The organism is Janthinobacterium aestuarii, from assembly GCF_051380835.1.
GTDB classification, from domain to species: domain Bacteria; phylum Pseudomonadota; class Gammaproteobacteria; order Burkholderiales; family Burkholderiaceae_D; genus Janthinobacterium; species Janthinobacterium aestuarii.
Genome location: NZ_JBNYXU010000010.1, coordinates 1 through 18,152, shown reverse-complemented (window position 1 = coordinate 18,152; position 18,152 = coordinate 1). Strand labels below are relative to the sequence as shown.

Annotated in this window: 15 protein-coding genes; 7 read left to right on the top strand and 8 right to left on the bottom strand. The window is 64.6% G+C overall.

Annotation, left to right across the window (positions count from 1 at the left end; all coding sequences use genetic code 11):
- Positions 1-15: 15 nt before the first annotated feature.
- Together ACQ4WO_RS22950 and ACQ4WO_RS22945 are read right to left on the bottom strand one after the other, a co-directional pair.
- Positions 16-1,230: an MFS transporter gene (locus ACQ4WO_RS22950; RefSeq protein ID WP_436483380.1), complete on the bottom strand. Its 1,215-nt coding sequence runs from the start codon at positions 1,228-1,230 to the stop codon at positions 16-18.
- A 143-nt stretch (positions 1,231-1,373) separates the two neighbouring features.
- Positions 1,374-2,369: an LLM class flavin-dependent oxidoreductase gene (locus ACQ4WO_RS22945; RefSeq protein ID WP_436483379.1), complete on the bottom strand. Its 996-nt coding sequence runs from the start codon at positions 2,367-2,369 to the stop codon at positions 1,374-1,376.
- A 259-nt stretch (positions 2,370-2,628) separates the two neighbouring features.
- Here ACQ4WO_RS22945 and galT point away from each other — a divergent pair, with 259 nt between their 5' ends.
- From galT to ACQ4WO_RS22920, 5 genes are all read left to right on the top strand, one after another.
- Positions 2,629-3,732, top strand: a complete 1,104-nt coding sequence (galT, locus tag ACQ4WO_RS22940) for a galactose-1-phosphate uridylyltransferase (RefSeq protein WP_436483378.1) — start codon at positions 2,629-2,631, stop codon at positions 3,730-3,732.
- A complete protein-coding gene (locus ACQ4WO_RS22935) occupies positions 3,729-4,835 on the top strand; it encodes a M24 family metallopeptidase (protein ID WP_436483377.1) in 1,107 nt (368 codons plus the stop codon). The genes galT and ACQ4WO_RS22935 overlap by 4 nt, the downstream gene beginning before the upstream one ends.
- Positions 4,832-5,899 carry a galactokinase gene (gene galK / locus ACQ4WO_RS22930; RefSeq protein ID WP_436483376.1) on the top strand — a complete coding sequence of 356 codons (1,068 nt, stop codon included), beginning with the start codon at positions 4,832-4,834 and terminating at the stop codon, positions 5,897-5,899. Before ACQ4WO_RS22935 ends, galK begins: the two co-directional genes overlap by 4 nt.
- 177 nt (positions 5,900-6,076) lie before the next feature.
- Positions 6,077-7,816 (top strand): glycoside hydrolase family 2 protein, encoded by a 1,740-nt coding sequence (locus ACQ4WO_RS22925; protein ID WP_436483520.1) that lies wholly within the window; start codon positions 6,077-6,079, stop codon positions 7,814-7,816.
- A 55-nt stretch (positions 7,817-7,871) separates the two neighbouring features.
- Positions 7,872-11,702, top strand: coding sequence for an NAD(P)-binding protein (locus ACQ4WO_RS22920; protein WP_436483375.1), 3,831 nt, complete (start codon positions 7,872-7,874; stop codon positions 11,700-11,702).
- Positions 11,703-12,142: 440 nt separating this feature from the next.
- Here ACQ4WO_RS22920 and ACQ4WO_RS22915 read toward each other — a convergent pair whose 3' ends face one another.
- Positions 12,143-12,673 (bottom strand): hypothetical protein, encoded by a 531-nt coding sequence (locus ACQ4WO_RS22915; protein ID WP_436483374.1) that lies wholly within the window; start codon positions 12,671-12,673, stop codon positions 12,143-12,145.
- Positions 12,674-12,952: 279 nt separating this feature from the next.
- On the opposite strand from ACQ4WO_RS22915, the gene ACQ4WO_RS22910 reads away from it, so the two are divergent.
- Positions 12,953-13,252: a hypothetical protein gene (locus tag ACQ4WO_RS22910; RefSeq protein ID WP_436483373.1), complete on the top strand. Its 300-nt coding sequence runs from the start codon at positions 12,953-12,955 to the stop codon at positions 13,250-13,252.
- On the opposite strand, the gene ACQ4WO_RS22905 is transcribed toward ACQ4WO_RS22910, so the two are convergent.
- The 5 genes from ACQ4WO_RS22905 to ACQ4WO_RS22885 all read right to left on the bottom strand — a co-directional run bounded on the left by ACQ4WO_RS22905 (position 13,253) and on the right by ACQ4WO_RS22885 (position 17,037).
- The gene (locus ACQ4WO_RS22905) at positions 13,253-13,666 is read right to left on the bottom strand and encodes a VanZ family protein (RefSeq protein ID WP_230515605.1); all 414 of its coding nucleotides are present in this window, start codon (positions 13,664-13,666) and stop codon (positions 13,253-13,255) included. It lies immediately after the preceding gene.
- Positions 13,667-14,214: 548 nt separating this feature from the next.
- Positions 14,215-14,979: an SDR family NAD(P)-dependent oxidoreductase gene (locus tag ACQ4WO_RS22900; RefSeq protein ID WP_436483372.1), complete on the bottom strand. Its 765-nt coding sequence runs from the start codon at positions 14,977-14,979 to the stop codon at positions 14,215-14,217.
- A gap of 84 nt (positions 14,980-15,063) precedes the next feature.
- Positions 15,064-15,585 (bottom strand): TPM domain-containing protein, encoded by a 522-nt coding sequence (locus ACQ4WO_RS22895; RefSeq protein ID WP_436483371.1) that lies wholly within the window; start codon positions 15,583-15,585, stop codon positions 15,064-15,066.
- On the bottom strand, positions 15,585-16,421 hold the full coding sequence (locus ACQ4WO_RS22890; protein WP_436483370.1) for a TPM domain-containing protein: 837 nt from the start codon (positions 16,419-16,421) through the stop codon (positions 15,585-15,587). The genes ACQ4WO_RS22895 and ACQ4WO_RS22890 overlap by 1 nt, the downstream gene beginning before the upstream one ends.
- Position 16,422: 1 nt before the next feature.
- Entirely contained in the window at positions 16,423-17,037 is a 615-nt protein-coding gene (locus ACQ4WO_RS22885; RefSeq protein ID WP_128140371.1) for a LemA family protein, read from the bottom strand.
- A 157-nt stretch (positions 17,038-17,194) separates the two neighbouring features.
- On the opposite strand from ACQ4WO_RS22885, the gene pyrF reads away from it, so the two are divergent.
- On the top strand, positions 17,195-18,019 hold the full coding sequence (pyrF, locus tag ACQ4WO_RS22880; RefSeq protein WP_436483369.1) for an orotidine-5'-phosphate decarboxylase: 825 nt from the start codon (positions 17,195-17,197) through the stop codon (positions 18,017-18,019).
- The last annotated feature ends 133 nt before the right edge of the window (positions 18,020-18,152 follow it).

Sequence of the window (18,152 nt, the reverse complement as noted above, 5' to 3'; positions counted from 1 at the left end):
CGCCGCAGCATCGGATCAAGCCGCACGCTCCAGCCGCCGCTGGGTGTGCCGGTACTTGCTCCACACGATCAGCATCAGCAGCGGCATGGCGCCGCCCACCATGCACAGGGCGGGCCAGCCGCCGGCGGCAAAGCTGGCGCTGGCCAGGGCCGAGCCTGCCGACGCGCCGATGAAGCCGCCCGCGATGAACACGGTGGTCACCCTTGCGCGTGCATGTGGCGCCAGTTTATAAATGATGGACTGGTGCGTCACTTGCAAGCCCATCACGCCCATGTCCAGCAGGACGATACCGATCAGCAATAGTACGAGCGAATGGGCGCCAAAGCCGATCAAGGCCCAGCCCGCGATCGAGGCGACGGCCAGCAGCCACGTGGCCTGGCGCGCGTAACCGCGGTCGGCCATGCGGCCCGCCGTGTTGGCGGCAAACGCGCCCGTGGCGCCGGCCAGGCCGAACAGGCCGATCTGCATTTCCGAGTAGTGATAGGGTTCGCCGCTGAGCAGGAAAGTCAGACCCGTCCAGAATACGCTGAAGGTGCCCAGGCCCAGGCCCGAGAACAGGGCGCGCTGGCGCAGCAACGGTTCTTGGCGGATGATGTCGGCCAGGGAGGCCATTAATTTTCCGTATTGCAGCTTGCCCCGTGGCGCCTCGTTCGGCAGGATGCGGCGCAGCATGACGAGCAGGGCGGCCACGACGATGGCGGCCAGCACGTAGACAGTGCGCCAGCCGCCGCTGATCTGCGACACCGTGCCGGAGACGGTGCGCGCCAGCAAGATTCCCAGCAACAAGCCCGTCATGACGGTGCCCACCATGCGGCCCCGGCTGTGATCGGGCGCGTACGAGGCCACCATGGCCGTCACCACCATCAAGGCGCTGGACGTGATGCCCATCAGCACGCTGGCGATGGCAAAGACGATGATGTTCTGGCTGGTGGCGGCCAGCAGCAGGGCGCCGATCTTGGCGATCAGCATCCACGTCAGTAGCTGGCGGCGGTTCAGTACGTCACTGAGGGGGACCAGGAAGACGATGCCCAGCACATAGCCGATCTGCGTGGCCGTGACCAGATAACCGGCTTGCGGCACGCTGACGCCAAACGAGGCGGCCAGCATGGAGGTGAGCGGCTGCACATAGTAGAGGCTGGCGACGAGCACGCCGGCGGACAGGGCGAACAGCAGGATGCGGGTCGACGTCAGCAGGGCGCTGGCATCGACATTCGATGGTGCGGATTTCATGCGATACAACTTTCTTTAGTGATGCTTTTGGATAAGCATGATAGCGGGGCTGCGCATTTCTTGCCGGACAGGCAAAAAAATCCCGGCGATCGTTGCCGACGGCCGGGAAAAGGGTATATGGGGATATACCGAGGGAGGAAAATTTACTGCTGCGCAAGCTCCGCATGCACCTGCGCCGTGATTTCATACGAACGCAGCCGGTGCTGGTGGTCGAAGATCTGCGAAGTGATCATCAGCTCGTCGGCGCCCGTTTCGGCAATGAAGGCGGCCATCTTCGCCTTGACGGTCTCCGGCGCGCCGATGGCCGTGCAGGACAGGACGGAATCGAGCATGGCGCGTTCCTGCGGACCCAATTGCTCCAGGTAGCCGGGCACGGGCGGCTGCAGACGCGACGGGCGGCCCGTGCGCAGGTTGACGAAGGCCTGCTGCATCGACGTGGCGCGCAGGTGCGCCTCGGCATCCGTATCGGCGGCAAAGACGTTAAAGCCCAGCATTACGTACGGTTTCGCCAATTGTTTTGACGGCTTGAAATGTTCGCGGTAATAGGCCACGGCTTGCATCATCATCTGCGGCGCGAAGTGCGAGGCGAATGCATACGGCAAGCCCAGGTGGGCGGCCAGCTGGGCGCCGAACAGGCTCGAGCCGAGTATCCACACGGGCACTTTCGCGCCCTTGCCGGGCACGGCCAGCACGCGCTGGCGCGGCTCGTCGGACATATAGTCGATCAATTCCAGCACGTCCTGCGGAAATTGTTCCGCATCGGACTGCAAGTCGCGGCGCAGCGCGCGCGCCGTCGTCTGGTCGGAGCCGGGCGCGCGGCCCAGGCCCAGGTCGATGCGGCCCGGATGCAGCGCTTCCAGGGTGCCGAACTGTTCCGCGATGACGAGCGGCGAGTGGTTCGGCAGCATCACACCGCCCGCGCCCACGCGGATGGTTGTCGTGCCGGCCGCCACATGGGCGATGACGACGGCCGTGGCGGCGCTGGCGATGCCGGGCATGCCGTGGTGTTCGGCCAGCCAGTAGCGGTTGTAGCCCCAGCGTTCGCCGTGCTGCGCCAGGTCGAGCGTGTTCTTGAACGACTGGCTGGCGTCGCTGCCTTCGGCGATGGGGGCCAGGTCGAGTATGGAAAATGGAATCATGGTAGCGATATCGGGACGTGGTGGAAAATCACAATGGACGATTTGTCTATCCCCTGACGACAATAGGGTCGGCCTTGAAAGCGGCAGGGATGACAGGCTGTGCACATGATAATGCGAATCGGGAATTTGCGTACTGATCGGTAAAAAACTCGTGCCGGTCGGGATCTGTGCTGCTTGAACTGGCGGAGTCGCCGCAAACTCTGGAACTTTCCTTGCCAGCCCCAGTCTTAAGAATTCGTACCTTAGATTGTGAAACATCATGTATTGCGAGCAACTCGTCAAAGCCGACGGGCGCCAGCTGACCCTTTACAGTAGGCGTCCCATCGTCGTCGCTGGCGTTGCACCGAGCCCTTTCCCCTTACCGCAGGAAGCCAATCCGCACTTGCGCTGGCATCCTTTGCGCGGCGAGTGGGTGGCGTACGCGGCCTATCGCCAGGGTCGCACCTTTCTTCCTCCGGCAGAGTACAACCCGCTGGCGCCCACGTGCGATCCCGCACATCCGACGGAGTTGCCTGCAGGCGACTACGATATCGCCGTCTTCGACAACCGCTTTCCCACCCTGGCGTTGAGCGCCCACGACCCGCCCGACCTGACGGTCGCCACGGCGCCCGCCAGCGGCCAGTGCGAAGTGGTGGTGTTCGCCCAAGATGCCGGCGCCGCGCTGGGCACCTTGCCAGTCAGTCACATCGTCTTGCTGCTGCAAGCGTGGGCCGGGCGCACGCAAGCGTTGGCCAGGCGGCCCGGCATCGCTTATGTGCTGCCGTTCGAAAACCGTGGCGCGGAAGTGGGCGTGACCCTGCACCATCCGCATGGCCAGATCTACGCCTATCCCTTTGTTCCACCGGTGCCGGCGCGCATGCTGGAGCAGGAGCGTGCGTACTTCGCCGAGCATGGCCAGGCCCTGCTGGTGGACATGGCGCGGCGCGAAGCCGATGGCGGCACGCGCCTGCTGTACCTGGGGACGGAGGCCATCGCTTTTGTTCCCGCCTGCGCTCGCTACCCGTATGAAGCGTGGGTGATGCCGCTGCGGCAGACGGACAGTTTTGCGGCCTTGTCGGTGGAGCAGCGCGAGGACCTGGCGCGCGCCCTGAAAACCGTTCTGCTGAAATACGACGGCCTGTGGCAACGCGAGATGCCTTACCTGATGGCCTGGTACCAGGCGCCGACAGACGGCCGCGCGCATCCGGAAACGCAGCTGCACGCACAGTTTTATCCGCCGTACCGCACGCGCGAACGGCTCAAATACCTGGCCGGTACCGAGTTGGGCGCCGGTATGTACGCCATGGATGCCCTGCCCGAGGAGTCGGCGCGGCAACTGCAGGAAGTGCGCGTGGCATGGAATATGGCAGAGGAAATCGCATGAACTGGAATGTCGAACTGGAAATTGCACATAAGCTGGCGCAGATGCGCGGCTGGCTGGAGCAGGAGCGGGCTGGCGCGGTGCGCCTGCGCGGCGTGGACTGGTTCGCCTGGGCCACGGCAGGCGGGTCGGGCAGCCCCTGCCAGACGGCCGAGTACGGCTGTGCCGAAGTGTTCGTCACGCGCGACGCGGCCTACATCCTGACGGATGCGGCCGAGGCGCAGCGGCTGCGCCAGGAAGAAGTGCGCGGCTGCTGGACCTGGCAAGTGACGCCGTGGATGCAGCCGCGGCTGGCGGAATTGCGCGAGCATTTCGTGCAGCATGCGGCGGGAGGGCGGCCCGTGCTGTGCGACCGGCCCGGCGTGCAAGAACGCTGCCTGCCCGCCGCCCTGCGCGAGGAGCGCCTGCCACTGCTGGCGCCGGAACAGGCGCGCTACCGCGAAGTGGGCCGCCTGGCCGCCGCGGCCGCCAGCGAAGCACTGCGCGCCGCGCGTCCCGACTGGAGCGAGCAGGACCTGGCCGGCGCTTGCGCCCGCGCCCTGTGGTCGCGCGGCCTGCACGCCGTGTACGTGCTGGCGGCCGGTGCCGAGCGCTTCGAGCGCTACCGGCGCGCGCCACCGGCCGCGTCGCCGCTGGGCGAGCGGGCCGTGCTGGCACTGTGCGCGCAAGCTTACGGCCTGTGCGCCAGCCTGAGCCGCCAGCGCCGTTTCCGCACCGCGCGCGACGGCATCGGCGAAGCGGACGCGGCCATCCTGGCGCTGGAAGCGGTGGCGCTCGACGCCTGCATGGCGGGGCATGCGCTGAGCATGGTGTATCACGCGCTCGACAGCGCCTATGCGTATGCGGGCCAGCCCGACACGGTGCAGGAATTCCGGCAGGGCGGCATCGCCGGCTACCGCGCGCCCGAGGTGGCCGCCGGTGCGCACACGGAAATCGCCCTGAAGGACGGCATGGCCCTGGCCTTCCATCCCAGCTTGCCCGGCAGCATGGTGGAAGACACTTTCCTGCTCAGTGGCGGGCGCCTGCACAACCTGACTTGCGACCCGGACTGGCCAGTTACCTCGGTGCAGGGACGGCGGCGTCCGCTGACCCTGGAGTTGCCATGATCACCCCCGACGCGTATTTCGGCACCGTCCCCGTGGTGGCGGCCTCGGCCCCCGGCAGGGTCAACCTGCTGGGCGAGCATACGGATTACAACGATGGCTACATGCTGCCGTGCGCCACGCCGCAACGCACGCGGGTGATGCTGGCGCTGGCCGCGGACGACCACCATCAGTTCTATTCGGCAACCCTTGACGAACTCGTGCGTTTCGAGCACCAGTGCGCCGCGCCACCGGGTTTCGGCCGCTACCTGGAAGGCTGCATCCGCCTGCTCGAGGAGCGCGGCGTGGCCGTGCCGGCTGTGCGCGCCCATATCGATTCGGACGTGCCGCCGGGTGCCGGCCTGTCGAGCAGCGCGGCGCTGGAAATCGCCATGCTGCGCGCGCTGCGCCAGTTGCTGGGGCTGCAGATTGACGACGTGTCGCTGGCGCTGATGGGGCAGCAGGCGGAAATCCGCTACGCGCAAGTCAATTGCGGCGTGATGGACCAGATGGCGTCCAGCCTGGCCGACGAGCGCCACATGCTGCTGCTCGATGCGCGTACCTTGCGCCATGAACTGCTGGCGCTACCCCACGACAGCGAGGTGCTGGTCATCGACAGCGGCGTGGCGCGCACCCTGGCTGGCAGCGCGTACAACGTGCGGCGCGCCGAGTGCGAACAGGCGGCGCGCCTGCTGGGCGTGGCGGCGCTGCGCGACGTGCGCGAGCCGTCCGTGGTGGAAGGCTTGCCCGAGCCGTACCGCCGCCGCGCGCGCCACGTGGTCAGCGAAAACCTGCGCGTGCTGCAAGCGTGCGGCCAGCATGGTCCCGTGCTCTTCGGCCAACTGATGGCGCAGTCGCACGCCAGCTTGCGCGACGATTACGAAGTGTCGCTGCCGGTGCTCGATGCGCTGGTGGCGCTGATGTCGGCGCAGTCGGCCGTGTACGGCGCGCGCCTGACGGGGGCCGGTTTTGGCGGCGCCTGCGTGGCCCTGTGCCGCAAGCAGTGCGCGGCCAGCGCGGGGCGCACGGTGGTGCAGCGCTTTAACGCCGATGGACACAGCGCACGCATGGTGGTTCCCTTGAATTGAGCGTGGTTTGATCTTGCTCATGCGTGACAAAGCAAGCCTCTTTCTTCGGAACTTGGCCCGTGCCGCATGCCTCCAACACACATGCTCAATGACCATCTCCCCCCATCCGATACCGATGACGGCCAGGCCGGGACCGCCCTGCCTGGCGCGGTCACCTTCGCGTATCCGCGCCCGCAGATGGTGCGCGAAAACTGGCAACCGTTGAACGGCGCCTGGCGTTTTACCTTTGACAATGAACGGCGCTACCGGCTGCCCGATGACGGCATCGACTGGACGCACGACATCATCGTGCCGTTCCCACCGGAATCGCAGGCCAGCGGCGTGGGCGACCGGGGTTTTCACCGCGTTTGCTGGTACCAGCGCGAATTTTTGCTGCAGCCGGGTGGTCCTTGCGTGCTGCTGCATTTCGGCGCCGTCGACTACCATGCGAAGGTATGGCTGAACGGACACGTGGTGGCCGACCACGAGGGCGGCCACACGCCATTTGTCGCCAACATCAGCCATGCGCTGCTGCCCGACGGGCCGCAGGTGCTGACGGTGCGCGTCGAGGACGATCCGCACGACCTGGCCAAGCCGCGCGGCAAGCAGGACTGGCAGCTGCTGCCCCATTCCATCTGGTATCCGCGCACCACGGGCATCTGGCAAAGCGTGTGGATCGAGCGCGTGGCGGCCACCTATATCGGCAAGCTGCGCTGGACGCCCGTGTTCGAGGGCTACGAGATCGGCTGCGACGTGTTCGCCATGGGCGACTTGCAGAACGACCTCACCGTGGCCGTGCGCATCTGGCATGGCGACAACCTGCTGGCCGACGACCAGTACAAGCTGATCGAAAACGAAGCGAGCCGCAAGATCGCTCTGTCCGACCCCGGCATCGACGATTCGCGCAACGAACTGCTGTGGAGTCCGGAACGGCCCATCCTGCTCGATGCCGAAGTGACCTTGTGGCATGGCGACGCGCTGCTCGATACCGTCAAGTCGTACACGGCGCTGCGTTCGGTGGCCATCAACCGCGACCGTTTCATGCTCAATGGCCGGCCGTATCCGCTGCGCCTCGTGCTCGACCAGGGCTACTGGCCCGACACCCTGCTGGCCGCTCCTTCCGACGACGCCCTGCGGCGCGACGTGGAGCTGGCCAAGGCCCTGGGTTTCAACGGCGTGCGCAAGCACCAGAAGATCGAAGACCCGCGTTACCTGTACTGGGCCGACCGCCTGGGCTTGCTGGTATGGGAAGAAATGCCATCGACGTACCGCTTTTCCAGCAAGGCCATCACGCGCATGGTGCGCGAATGGACGGATGTGATCGAACGCGACTACAGCCATCCTTGCATCCTCGTCTGGGTGCCGTTCAACGAATCGTGGGGCGTGCCCAACCTGACGGCCATCCAGGCCCACCGCAACGCCGTCGAGGCGCTTTACCACCTGACGCGCACGCTCGATCCCACGCGCCCTGTGATCGGCAACGACGGCTGGGAAGCGTCGGCCACCGACATCCTCGGCATCCACGATTACGACTGCGATCCGGAACGGCTGCAGGCGCGCTATGCGATCAGCGATTCGGCCCGCACCACCTTGTTCGACCAGCGCCGGCCGGGCGGACGCATCCTCACGCTCGACGGCTTTCCGCACCGGGGCCAGCCCATCGTCCTCACGGAATTTGGCGGCATCGCCTTTGACCGGGAACAGAGCGAATCGGCGGAAACCTGGGGCTATGCGCGGGTGGGCAACGAGGCGGCCCTCCTTGATATTTACCGGCGCCTGATGAACGTCGTCAACACGGCGCAGATGTTCAGCGGTTTTTGCTACACGCAGTTTGCCGACACGTTCCAGGAAACCAATGGTCTGCTGACGGCGGACCGAACGCCGAAGGCCGCGCTGGAGCTGCTCAGCGCGGCCACCCGCAATATCCGGCTCAATTGAACGCAAGCCGGGCCCGGCACGTTTCATCTGGTTCATCACATCAAGAGGAGCAGGCATGGCCGATACCGATGGCGCGGCAGCGCCGTTCCTGACTTATTGGCAGGCGGGCTACGAGGGCGCCGACCACGTCACCCATGGCGGCCAGGCGCTGGACATGAACCGCGCCACGGGCCACCTGGACCGGGTGCGCGAAGACTACCTGCTGCTGCGCCAGTTCGGCATCCGCAGCGTGCGCGAAAGCATAGGCTGGCGTCTGGCCGAGCGCGATGGCCAGTTCGATTTTTCCTTCATTGAAGAACGCGCGACTGTGGCGCAGGAGCTGGGGCTGCAGATCAACTGGACCTTCTGCCACTACGGCTGGCCGCCCGAGCTCGACCTGTTCTCGCCGGACTTCGTGCCGCGCTTTGCCCGCTATTGCCGGGCCGCAGCGCAGTTTCTCGCGCCGTATGCGGGTCGCGCGCCCGTGTATTCGCCCATCAATGAAATCTCGTTTACCAGCTGGGGCTTGTCGGTGCACATGTTCCAGTGCCTGAATATGTACCGGCCCGATGCGGGCGAGGAAGGCAAGCGGCAGCTGGTGCGCGCCACCGTGGCCGGTTGCGACGCCATCCGTGCCGTCAGCTCGCAGGCGCGCTTCCTGCAATGCGATCCCCTGATCCACGTGACCGCGCCGCCCGGACGCACGGACTGGGTTGCGCAGGCGGCCGCCTGGCGCGCTTCGCAGTTCGAGGCGTGGGACATGTTGTGCGGCCGGCAAGCGCCGGAACTGGGCGGCGCGCCGCGCTATCTGGACTTGATCGGCCTGAACTATTACCACAGCAACCAGTGGGAAAGCGGCAGCAACCTGCGCCTGTGGTGGCACCTGGGCGAACCGCGCCGCATGCCCCTGCACCAGTTGCTGCTGGAAGTGCAGGCGCGCTACCAGCGGCCGCTGCTGCTGGCGGAAACGAGCCACGTGGGCAGCGGGCGCGGTGCGTGGATACGCGACGTGGCCGCCGAGGCGGCGCTGGCCGTCCAGCATGGCGCCGCGCTGCGCGGCATCTGCATCTATCCCGTCATCGACCGGCCCGACTGGGACGATGCCAACCACTGGCACCACAGCGGCCTGTGGGATGTCGGCCTGGAAGGCGAGGCGGGAGAGCGGCTGCGGCGCATCCTCGTGCCCCCTTACGCGGCGGCACTACGGCAGGCACAGCGCCTGACCGGACAACTTTGTTCAACGTTTGCCCTGGCGGGGCAGAAAGGAACTGGCATGCGAACCATTATCGTTTTTTCCCACTTACGCTGGAATTTCGTGTATCAGCGTCCGCAACAGCTGCTGTCGCGCCTGGCGCAGTTCTACCGCGTGGTCTTCGTCGAGGAACCCGTCTGGCACGACGGGCCAGGCACCTTGGAACTGTCCACGCCGGCACCGAACGTGACCGTGTGCCAGCCCCGCACGGCCGTGCAGGCGCCCGGTTTTCATGACGACCAGCTGGCCGTGCTGCAACCCTTGCTGAGCCAGATCACGCCAGCCGACGATCCCATCGTGTGGTTCTATACGCCGATGGCGCTGCCGCTGCTGCCGGCCCTGCACGCGGATCTGGTCGTGTATGACTGCATGGATGAACTGGCCGCATTCAAGAATGCACCTCGGCAACTGCTGCAGCGCGAAACGGCCTTGCTGGCGCGCGCCGACCTCGTGTTTGCCGGCGGCCCCAGCCTGTTCGAGGCGAAGCGCACGCGCCACGCGAACGTCCATTGCTTCGCCAGCAGCGTCGATACCGTGCACTTCGAACAGGCGCTGGACCGCCACAATGGCCATCCCGCGCAAGCGGAGATCGGCCGGCCCAGGCTCGGCTATTACGGCGTGATCGACGAGCGTTTCGAGCCGGCCCTGGTGGCGGCGCTGGCCGATGCCCATCCCGAGTGGCAAATCGTGCTGGTCGGCCCCATCCTCAAGATCGACCCAGCCAGCTTGCCGCAGCGGCAGAATCTCCATTACCTGGGCCAGCAGCCGTACCAGGCGCTGCCGCACTTCCTGGCCGGCTGGGACGTGTGCCTGCTGCCCTTCGCCAGAAATGAAGCGACCCGCTTCATCAGTCCGACCAAGGTGCTCGAATACATGGCGGCGCAGCTGCCCATCGTCAGCACGTCGATCACCGATGTGGCCGTGCCGTATGGCGACATCGTGGCCATTGCCGATACGCCGGAAGCCTTTGTTGCCGCTTGCGAGGCGGCGCTGGCGGCAACGCCGGAACAGCGCGCGGCGATGGCCGCCAGCATGCGCGCCATCGCCGAGGCTACCTCCTGGGATGCCACGGTGGAGCAGATGCGCACCTTGCTCGATACGACGCCGCCGGGGCAGGGCGCACGCCAGGCGGTGCCCGCCGTCGGCACTGCACAGGCCGCCACACCGGGCGCCGGCGTCAACCTCCTGCACCCCCCCGGTGCGCCGCAAGCCGTGGCCTGCGCCATCATCGGCGCCGGCCCGACGGGCCTGAGCGCCGCCTATCACCTGGGCGCCGATACCTTGCTGCTGGATAAAAATGCCGCCGTGGGCGGCTGGTGCCGCTCCATCCAGGACCGGGGTTTTACCTTCGATCACGCGGGCCACATCATGTTTTCCAACGATGACTATGTGCTCGAGATGTACCGCACCTTGCTGGGCGCCAACCTGCATTGGCAAAACCGCGAAGCCTGGGTCTACAGCAAGCAGGTCTATACGCGCTATCCTTTTCAGGGAGCGCTGTACGGCCTGCCGCCGGCCGTCATCAAGGAATGTGTCGTCGGCGCCGTCGAGGCGCGCTACGGCAAGGCACCGGCCGCCCCGGGCCAGGCAGCGGCTGCGGCTTGCGCCGTTGAAGATTGCTGCGCCGACGGCGGCACGGGGCTGGAACAGGTGCACGATGCCGTGGCGGCACCGGCCCAAGCCCAAGCCCAGACCGCGCCCAATTTCGAGCAATTCATCCATCAAGTGTGGGGCAGCGGCATCGCCCGCCATTTCGCCATTCCCTACAACAAGAAATTGTGGACTGTCCCCCTGGCCGAGATGGAAACGTCGTGGCTGGGCGGGCGGGTGCCCTTGCCTAACCTGGAAGAAATCATCGAGGGCGCGCTGGAACCGGTGGCCAAGCCGATGGGCCCGAATGCGCGCTTCGGTTATCCCTTGCGCGGTGGCTTCCAGGCATTGATGTCGGGTTTCCTGCCGCACCTGCAAGGCAAGCTGGAACTCAATGCCGATGTGGTGCAGGTCTTGCCGCGCCAGCACGTGGTCGTGCTGGGTGATGGCCGCCGCTTCCGCTACCAGCACTTGCTCAGCACCATGCCCTTGCCGCAGCTGGTGCGCCTGATCGGCGAGCAGGCGCCGCCGCAGGTACAGGCGGCGGCGCGCGCCTTGCGGCATATTTCCGTGCTCTGCGTCAACCTGGGTGTAGCGCGCGAAAACATCAGCGAGAAACACTGGATTTACTATCCGGAAGAGACGATATTCCACCGTATCTTCCTGCAAGGTAATGCCAGCCCTCATTGCAATGCGCCGGGCGGTTTCGGCCTCACGTGCGAGATCAGCTATTCGCCCTGGAAACCGCTGCCGCTCGATGGACAGGCCCTGATTGACCGCTGCGTGGCCGATTGCATCGCGGTGGGCTTGCTGCGCGACGACGACCGCCTGCTGGCCGCCAACCAGGTGGACATGCCGTACGCCTATGTGGTGTACGACCACGCGCGGGCCGCCAACGTGGCGCTGGTGAAGGCATGGCTTTCCACGCAGGACATCGTGCTGGCGGGACGCTACAGCGAGTGGGAATACTACAATTCCGACCACGCCTTCCTGGCCGGGAAAAAAGCGGCGGAACTGATCAGCGGGCTGGCGGCAAGCCAGCGCAAGATGGGCATGGTGGAGTAGGTGCTCACGCCGGGAGCACGGGAATGGCGCTCCCGGCGCGGATTCTGCAAGGAAGTCGGCAAAAGGCAAAAGGCAAAAGGCAAAAGGCAAAAGGCAAAAGGCAAAAGGCAAAAGGCAAAAGGCAAGAGGCAAGAGGCGAGAGGCAAGGAACTGCCGAAGATCATGGCACGTGAAGGCATGGCCAGGCAGAAGGCATAGCAAGCTGCAGGGCTCAGCTAGCAGGATACATGGCAAGGCTAAGGCATGGAAAAGGCAAGACAAAACAAAGCAGGCAAGATGCCTGTCTTGTCTTGCCATACCTCGCAGCATACCTCGCAGACCTGACTGCAGTGAATGTACCTGGCCACTGGCGTTCAGTACCCCGAACGCCAGTGGCCAGGCGTAATCAGTGCATGCCGCGCTGATCCCCTGCGCTGATCCCCCATAACGACAATAGCGCGTCAATAGCGCTGCAGCAAGCCGTTGACTACCTTGACCCTATCGCCGATCTGGTAGCCGGGCTGGGAGTTTTGCATGATGGCCCGCGTGCTGCCGTCGTCCAGGCGCAGGGTGACCCGGTACTGCGTGTTGCCCGAGGTGGTGCCCGCCGTGCCGGAACTGCCCGATTGCATGTCGCTGCTGCCCTGATCCATGCCGCGCGGCACCGGCTCGATCGATTGCACCGTGGCGGAGGCGATGCTCACACCGGTCTGGCTGCCGTCCATGTTCATGGCGTTGTTGGCCGTGGAGGTGCGCGCGTCGGCGCTGCCGGTGCCTGCGGTGCCGCTGCTACCCGTGCTGGTGTCGCTCATGGTGCTGCTGGTCCCGGTGCCGGCCGACGTGCTGCCAGTGCTGCCTGTCCCGGCCGTATTGCTGTAGCTTTCACCGCTGCGGCCGTTCGTGCTGCTCATGCTGGTGCGGTTCGGATCCGAACTGCAGGCGGCCAGCGTACACAGCAGGCCAGCCAGCGCCATGGTTTTTTTTACTCTCATCTTGTTCTCCTCTTGGTCTGACAAAGTGTTAACCCGGTTTCCAGGGTGTGGCGGAGGTCAGCGTCAATGGCGCATGCCAGGCATGGCCGCAACTGCTGCTAGTAAGAGAGCAGGAGGACTGAGATGTTCGGTACTTGTTATTTCACATTGAGGTACATCAAGTGCTTCAATTGTCGAGCTTGGTATAAAAGACATTCTTGCGCAGGGCGGGCACGGCCGTTCGCGCATTCCCTTGTTTCCCCTTTGCCTTGTTCCCCGTTGCTTATCTCAGGAGAATAAATGTCTGCCGATTCCCATAGCGTCAAGCTGATCAATGAGTTGGTGATTGCCGTGTACGGCGCCCCGGGCGCAGCGAACGGGGCGCGCGCCCGCTATGCGCTGACCCAGGCCCTGCATGCCTTGATGAGGCTGTCACGGTCGGAACAGTTGATGGAGATGCAGCGCGATGCGGCGCGTGCGGCGGGAGCGGCCAGCCGGCGCGAGATGCGCACGGTCCTGCGCCGCATCGCCGGGCGGGCGGCAGCGGGCCAGGGCCAGTTGCCGCTGGCGCTCGGCGCCGGCGATGACGCCGCGCCGTGATCAGCCCTGCTGTTTTTTCAGCGCGGCGGCGGCCATGCCGGGCCAGATGAAAGCCAGTGGCAGCACCACAGCCACGGCGGCCGTGATATCGACCACCCAGTCGCTGACGGCGCCACGGCGGTACGGCAGGAAACTCTGGATGAACTCGTCCAGCGCGCCCATGGCCGCCACCATCAGTACCGACAGCAGCGCCCGGCGCGCCATGCCGCCGGCCGTGCCGCTGAACAGGATCAGTGCCAGCACGCCATAGCCGAAGGAATGCAGCACGCCGCCCGACGCATATTGGCCCACGTCCGCGCGCACGCCGGGGATGTCGCCGATCAGGATCACCAGGGCATACAGCACTAGCGCGGTGCGGTAGCGCAGGCGTTCATAGCGGTCGGAAAAACAGAGTTCGAGCAATGGTGCGGCCATGATGCGTGAGGACGGTTGGAAATGCAGTCACAATATCATGTGCGTGGCGGGCTACCGTGCTTTTGCGCAAGAGCTTGCCGTGCGGGCAAAAAAAGGCCCGCGGGGGCGCGGGCCTAAAACCCAAATGAAATGGGTCAAGAGTTGAGAGTTGCTCGGTGCTCAGCATGTCGCGCGCCTTGCCGGCGCCCGCCATGGTCATGAAAGGGGAGTGGTGTGCCATCGCGGCACACCTGTCTGTAGTCAGGCATATCGGTTGCCTGTACAGCAGATGAAGCAAGTATAGGTGGCGAAAATGACGGGCTGATGACACGCCGCAACATTTTTTTGCGGCAGGCAGAATGACCGGGAAGATTGTTCGTCATGGCAAGAAAGGCCATGTTTCAGGACTGATAGCAAAAAAAAAGCCCGCTGGTGAAAGCGGGCTTAAAACTATTTTCTTGGAGGAGAATAGTGGAGACAGGTGCATTATGCTGCGTCGCACGATATGTGTCTAATGGTCTTTTTAGATAACCATTATCGTTTTTTGATATAACTGCTTCGTCTTGCCCTCATTCCTTCACGGCCACCGTGTAGTTGAGCGCCATGCGCCCGCCATCGACATAGATGGTCTGGCCCGTCATATAGGTGGCGTCGTCGCTGGCCAGGAAGGCGGCGATGCCGGCCACTTCCTCCGGCTCGCCGCAGCGGCCCAGTGGCGTGCGCGACAATATCGTGTGGCGCGCCTGCGGGCTCGACAGCACCGCCTGCTTGGCCAGCTCCGTCAGGATGGTGCCCGGGCCGATGCCGTTGACGCGTACGCCGTGCGGGGCCAGGTTCAGGGCCATGACCTTGGTCAGCTGGTTGATGGCGCCTTTCGACACCACGTATGGCACCTGGTTCGGGATCGCCAGTTCCGCATTCACGCTGGACATATTGATGATGCAGCCGCTATTGCGCTTGACCATCTCGCGCGCCACGGCCTGGCCGCACAGGAACATCGATTTCAGGTTGATGCGCATGACCCGGTCGAAATCGTCTTCGCACACATCGAGGAAATCGGCCGCGTGCGTGACGCCCGCATTGTTGACGAGGATATCGATGTGGCCGAACTGGGCCAACGTTTCTTTCAGCATGGCATCGACGTCCGCCTTCTGACTGACGTCGGCGCAAAAGAAGCGTGCCTGCGGTCCGAGGGCGGTGGCCGCCTGCGCGCCTTCTTCCTTGATGTCGACCAGCATCACTTGCGCCCCTTCGGCGATCAGGCGGGTGGCGCAAGCCAGGCCGATGCCTTGCGTGGCGCCCGTGACGATGGCGGTTTTATTGATCAGTTTCATGTGTGCTCCTCGGCGAGTAATAGGGGCGCTGCCCAGGCCACGGGCTTGCGCGGCAATGGGCAGATTTTAATCCCTGGACAGGAATCAGAGGAGGATGGGTTCGTTGGGCAACTGGTTGCCGCGCGTACCGTCAGCGGGGAAATGGCTTTGCAGCAAGGTATTCAACTGTTGCAAGGCATCGAGCGTGCTGTCGTGGTAATTGCCGTCCTTGAAACCCTTGGTCATGGTGCGGCACACGGTTTGCCACTGTTCCGGCGTGATGCGGCGGCCCACGTTGCGGTCGGCAACGATATCGACCTGGTGTTCGGCCAGGTTGATGTAGATGAGCACGCCAACGTTGTCTTCCGTATCCCACACACCATACTGGGCGAACAGTTCGCGCGCCCGCTCGCGGTTGCTCACGCCGTGGTAAGCCATGCCTGGCGTCAGGGCCGCTTCGACGATCAGGCGCACTTCCGCCCGGTGCATCGTTTCACCGTCGGCGATGGCCGTCTCGATGGCTTTCAGGGTGCGTTCCGGAAACGCCTGGCGCGCCGTTGCCGGCGTGCCCCGCAAATGTTTCAAGGCGCGTCCGCAGCGCTGTCCGAATGTCAGTTGTTTCGTCATTACCAATCTCCCGAGGCGCCGCCGCCGTCAAATCCGCCGCCGCCGCCACCGAAACCACCGCCGCCACCGCCACCGCCAAAACCACCTCCGCCGCCGAAGCCGCCACCGCCGCCCCGGTTGTTCAGGGCCTGGCTGAGGATGCTGCCCAGCACGACGCCGGTGGCGCCGCTGGACCAGTTGCTGCCGCGCTGCAGGCGGTTAGGCCCGCCGCGCGAACGGAACAGGGTCAGCACGACGAGGAAGCCGAAGAACAGTAGCGGCAGCCAGAAGGTCATGCCGCCCGCGTCCACCGTGGCCGGCGCTTTCTGCTGGGCCGGGGCGGGGAATTGCTCCTGGTTCAGCAGAGTGGCAATCGACCCCACGCCGGCGACCAGGCCGCCGTAATAGTCGTTTTGCTTGAAATGCGGGGCGATCACGTCCTGCAGGATGCGTTTCGATTGCGCATCCGTCAGCACGCCCTGCACGCCGCGGCCCGCCTCGATGCGCAGGCGGCGCAAGGACGATGGATTGTCCTTCGCCACCATCAGCAGCACGCCGTCATCGACGCCCTTGCGGCCCAGCTTCCAGGCATCCGTCACGCGGATGCTGTATTGCTCGATGGCTTCGGGTTCCGTGCTCTTGACCAGCAGCACGGCAATCTGGCTGCCCGTCTTGGCTTCGTAATCGGCCAGCACGCCTTCCAGCGCCGCCTTTTGCTTGGCGTCCAGCATGCCGGCGTTGTCCGTCACGCGCGCCGCCAGCGGCGGCACGGGCACAAGACCCTGCGCGCTGGCGGACAGGCTGGTGCACAGCAGCAGCGCCGTCGCCAGCGCCGCCAGATAAGACCAGGCTTTCATCTTATTTGCCAAAGTTGACGGTCGGCGCGGTCGAGATGGCTTTTTCGTTTTCCACCGTGAACGATGGCTTGACCTTGTAGCCGAAGACCATGGCCGTCAGGTTGTTCGGGAAGCTGCGCGCATGCACGTTGTAATCCTGCACGGCGGTGATGTAACGCTGGCGCGCCACGGTGATGCGGTTTTCCGTGCCTTCGAGCTGCGACTGCAAATCGCGGAAGCTGGTATCAGCCTTCAGGTCAGGGTATTTCTCGGACACCACCATCAGGCGCGACAGGGCCGACGACAGCTGGCCTTGTACTTGCTGGAATTTCTCGAACGCGGCCGGATCGTTCAGCACTTCGGGCGTGATCTGGAAACTGGTGGCGGCTGCGCGCGCCTTGGTCACCGCTTCCAGGGTTTCGCGTTCGTGCGTGGCATAGCCCTTGACGGTGTTGACCAGGTTGGGAATCAGGTCGGCGCGCCGCTGGTATTGGTTGACCACTTCGCCCCAGGCGGCCTTGGTGGCTTCGTCCTTGCTCTGGAATTCGTTGTAGCCGCAGCCCGTCAGGATGCCGGCCAGGACGGTGACGCTCAAGGCCAGGCGCAGCCATTTGGTGAATTGATTGATGATTTGCATGATGGGTTCCGTGCAGAGTAAAGGAGGTGAGGCAAATATACCTGAAACGGCCCGCAATGTCGGTTTAATAAGCGCCGGCCGCCGCCCCTGGCTGCCTTCCCACGTCCATGCCGCGTTACAATACGGGGTTTGCAACTGAATATAGAGAAGGTGTGCCGTGAATTTCATCGATAAATTATCCGCCGCGTGGACGGCCAATAATTCCCTGCTGTGCGTGGGCCTGGACCCCGACCTGGCGAAACTGCCGGCCGAACTGCGCGACTTGCCTGATGGAATCACCACCTTTTGCACGCGCATCATCGACGCCACGGCCGACCTGGCCTGCGCCTTCAAGCCGCAGATCGCGTATTTTGCCGCACTGGGTGCGGAAAAGCAGCTGGAAGACATCTGCCGCTACGTGCGCGAGAATTACCCGCACATCCCGCTGATCCTCGACGCGAAACGGGGCGACATCGGCGCGACAGCCACGCAATACGCGCGCGAAGCGTTCGAGCGCTACGGTGCCGACGCCGTCACCGTGAACCCCTACATGGGCGAGGATTCGCTCGATCCCTACCTGGCGTGGAAAGACCGCGGCGTGATCATCCTGTGCCGCACTTCGAACCCGGGCGGCTCGGACCTGCAATTCCTGAATACGGACGGCGAACCGCTGTACCAGCGCGTGGCGCGCCTGGTGGCCGATAAGTGGAACAAGAACGGCCAGTGCGCGCTCGTCGTCGGCGCCACCTTCCCTGAAGAATTGGCGCAAGTGCGCGCCATCGTCGGCGACATGCCGCTGCTGGTGCCCGGCATCGGCGCCCAGGGCGGCGACATCGCCGCCACCGTCGGCGCAGGCCAGACGGCCAAGGGCATGGGCATGATGATCAGCTCGTCGCGCGCCATCATCTACGCCAAGCCGCAGGACGGTGAAGACTGGGCCGACGCAGCGCGCCGCGTGGCCATTGAAACGCGCGATGCGATCAATGCGCATCGTTCGGTTTAAGCACCATCCATAAAAAATGTAGATACTGTTATCCCCGTCAAGCAGCGTGCAAGGTCGGATCAAATATTTTGCCCGACCTGAGTACGCCGAATGCTACATGCACCAGCTTGCGCATCATGGCGCCGATGATCAG

What these genes read in the sequence shown, in the direction of transcription:
- ACQ4WO_RS22920 (WP_436483375.1), top strand. Translation starts at nt 7,872, where the DNA reads ATGGCCGATACCGATGGCGCGGCAGCGCCGTTCCTGACTTATTGGCAG.
- ACQ4WO_RS22890 (WP_436483370.1), bottom strand. Translation starts at nt 16,421, where the DNA reads ATGAAAGCCTGGTCTTATCTGGCGGCGCTGGCGACGGCGCTGCTGCTG.
- ACQ4WO_RS22950 (WP_436483380.1), bottom strand. Translation starts at nt 1,230, where the DNA reads ATGAAATCCGCACCATCGAATGTCGATGCCAGCGCCCTGCTGACGTCG.
- galT (WP_436483378.1), top strand. Translation starts at nt 2,629, where the DNA reads ATGTATTGCGAGCAACTCGTCAAAGCCGACGGGCGCCAGCTGACCCTT.
- ACQ4WO_RS22895 (WP_436483371.1), bottom strand. Translation starts at nt 15,585, where the DNA reads ATGACGAAACAACTGACATTCGGACAGCGCTGCGGACGCGCCTTGAAA.
- ACQ4WO_RS22915 (WP_436483374.1), bottom strand. Translation starts at nt 12,673, where the DNA reads ATGAGAGTAAAAAAAACCATGGCGCTGGCTGGCCTGCTGTGTACGCTG.
- ACQ4WO_RS22910 (WP_436483373.1), top strand. Translation starts at nt 12,953, where the DNA reads ATGTCTGCCGATTCCCATAGCGTCAAGCTGATCAATGAGTTGGTGATT.
- ACQ4WO_RS22885 (WP_128140371.1), bottom strand. Translation starts at nt 17,037, where the DNA reads ATGCAAATCATCAATCAATTCACCAAATGGCTGCGCCTGGCCTTGAGC.
- ACQ4WO_RS22945 (WP_436483379.1), bottom strand. Translation starts at nt 2,369, where the DNA reads ATGATTCCATTTTCCATACTCGACCTGGCCCCCATCGCCGAAGGCAGC.
- ACQ4WO_RS22925 (WP_436483520.1), top strand. Translation starts at nt 6,077, where the DNA reads ATGGTGCGCGAAAACTGGCAACCGTTGAACGGCGCCTGGCGTTTTACC.
- ACQ4WO_RS22900 (WP_436483372.1), bottom strand. Translation starts at nt 14,979, where the DNA reads ATGAAACTGATCAATAAAACCGCCATCGTCACGGGCGCCACGCAAGGC.
- ACQ4WO_RS22905 (WP_230515605.1), bottom strand. Translation starts at nt 13,666, where the DNA reads ATGGCCGCACCATTGCTCGAACTCTGTTTTTCCGACCGCTATGAACGC.
- ACQ4WO_RS22935 (WP_436483377.1), top strand. Translation starts at nt 3,729, where the DNA reads ATGAACTGGAATGTCGAACTGGAAATTGCACATAAGCTGGCGCAGATG.
- galK (WP_436483376.1), top strand. Translation starts at nt 4,832, where the DNA reads ATGATCACCCCCGACGCGTATTTCGGCACCGTCCCCGTGGTGGCGGCC.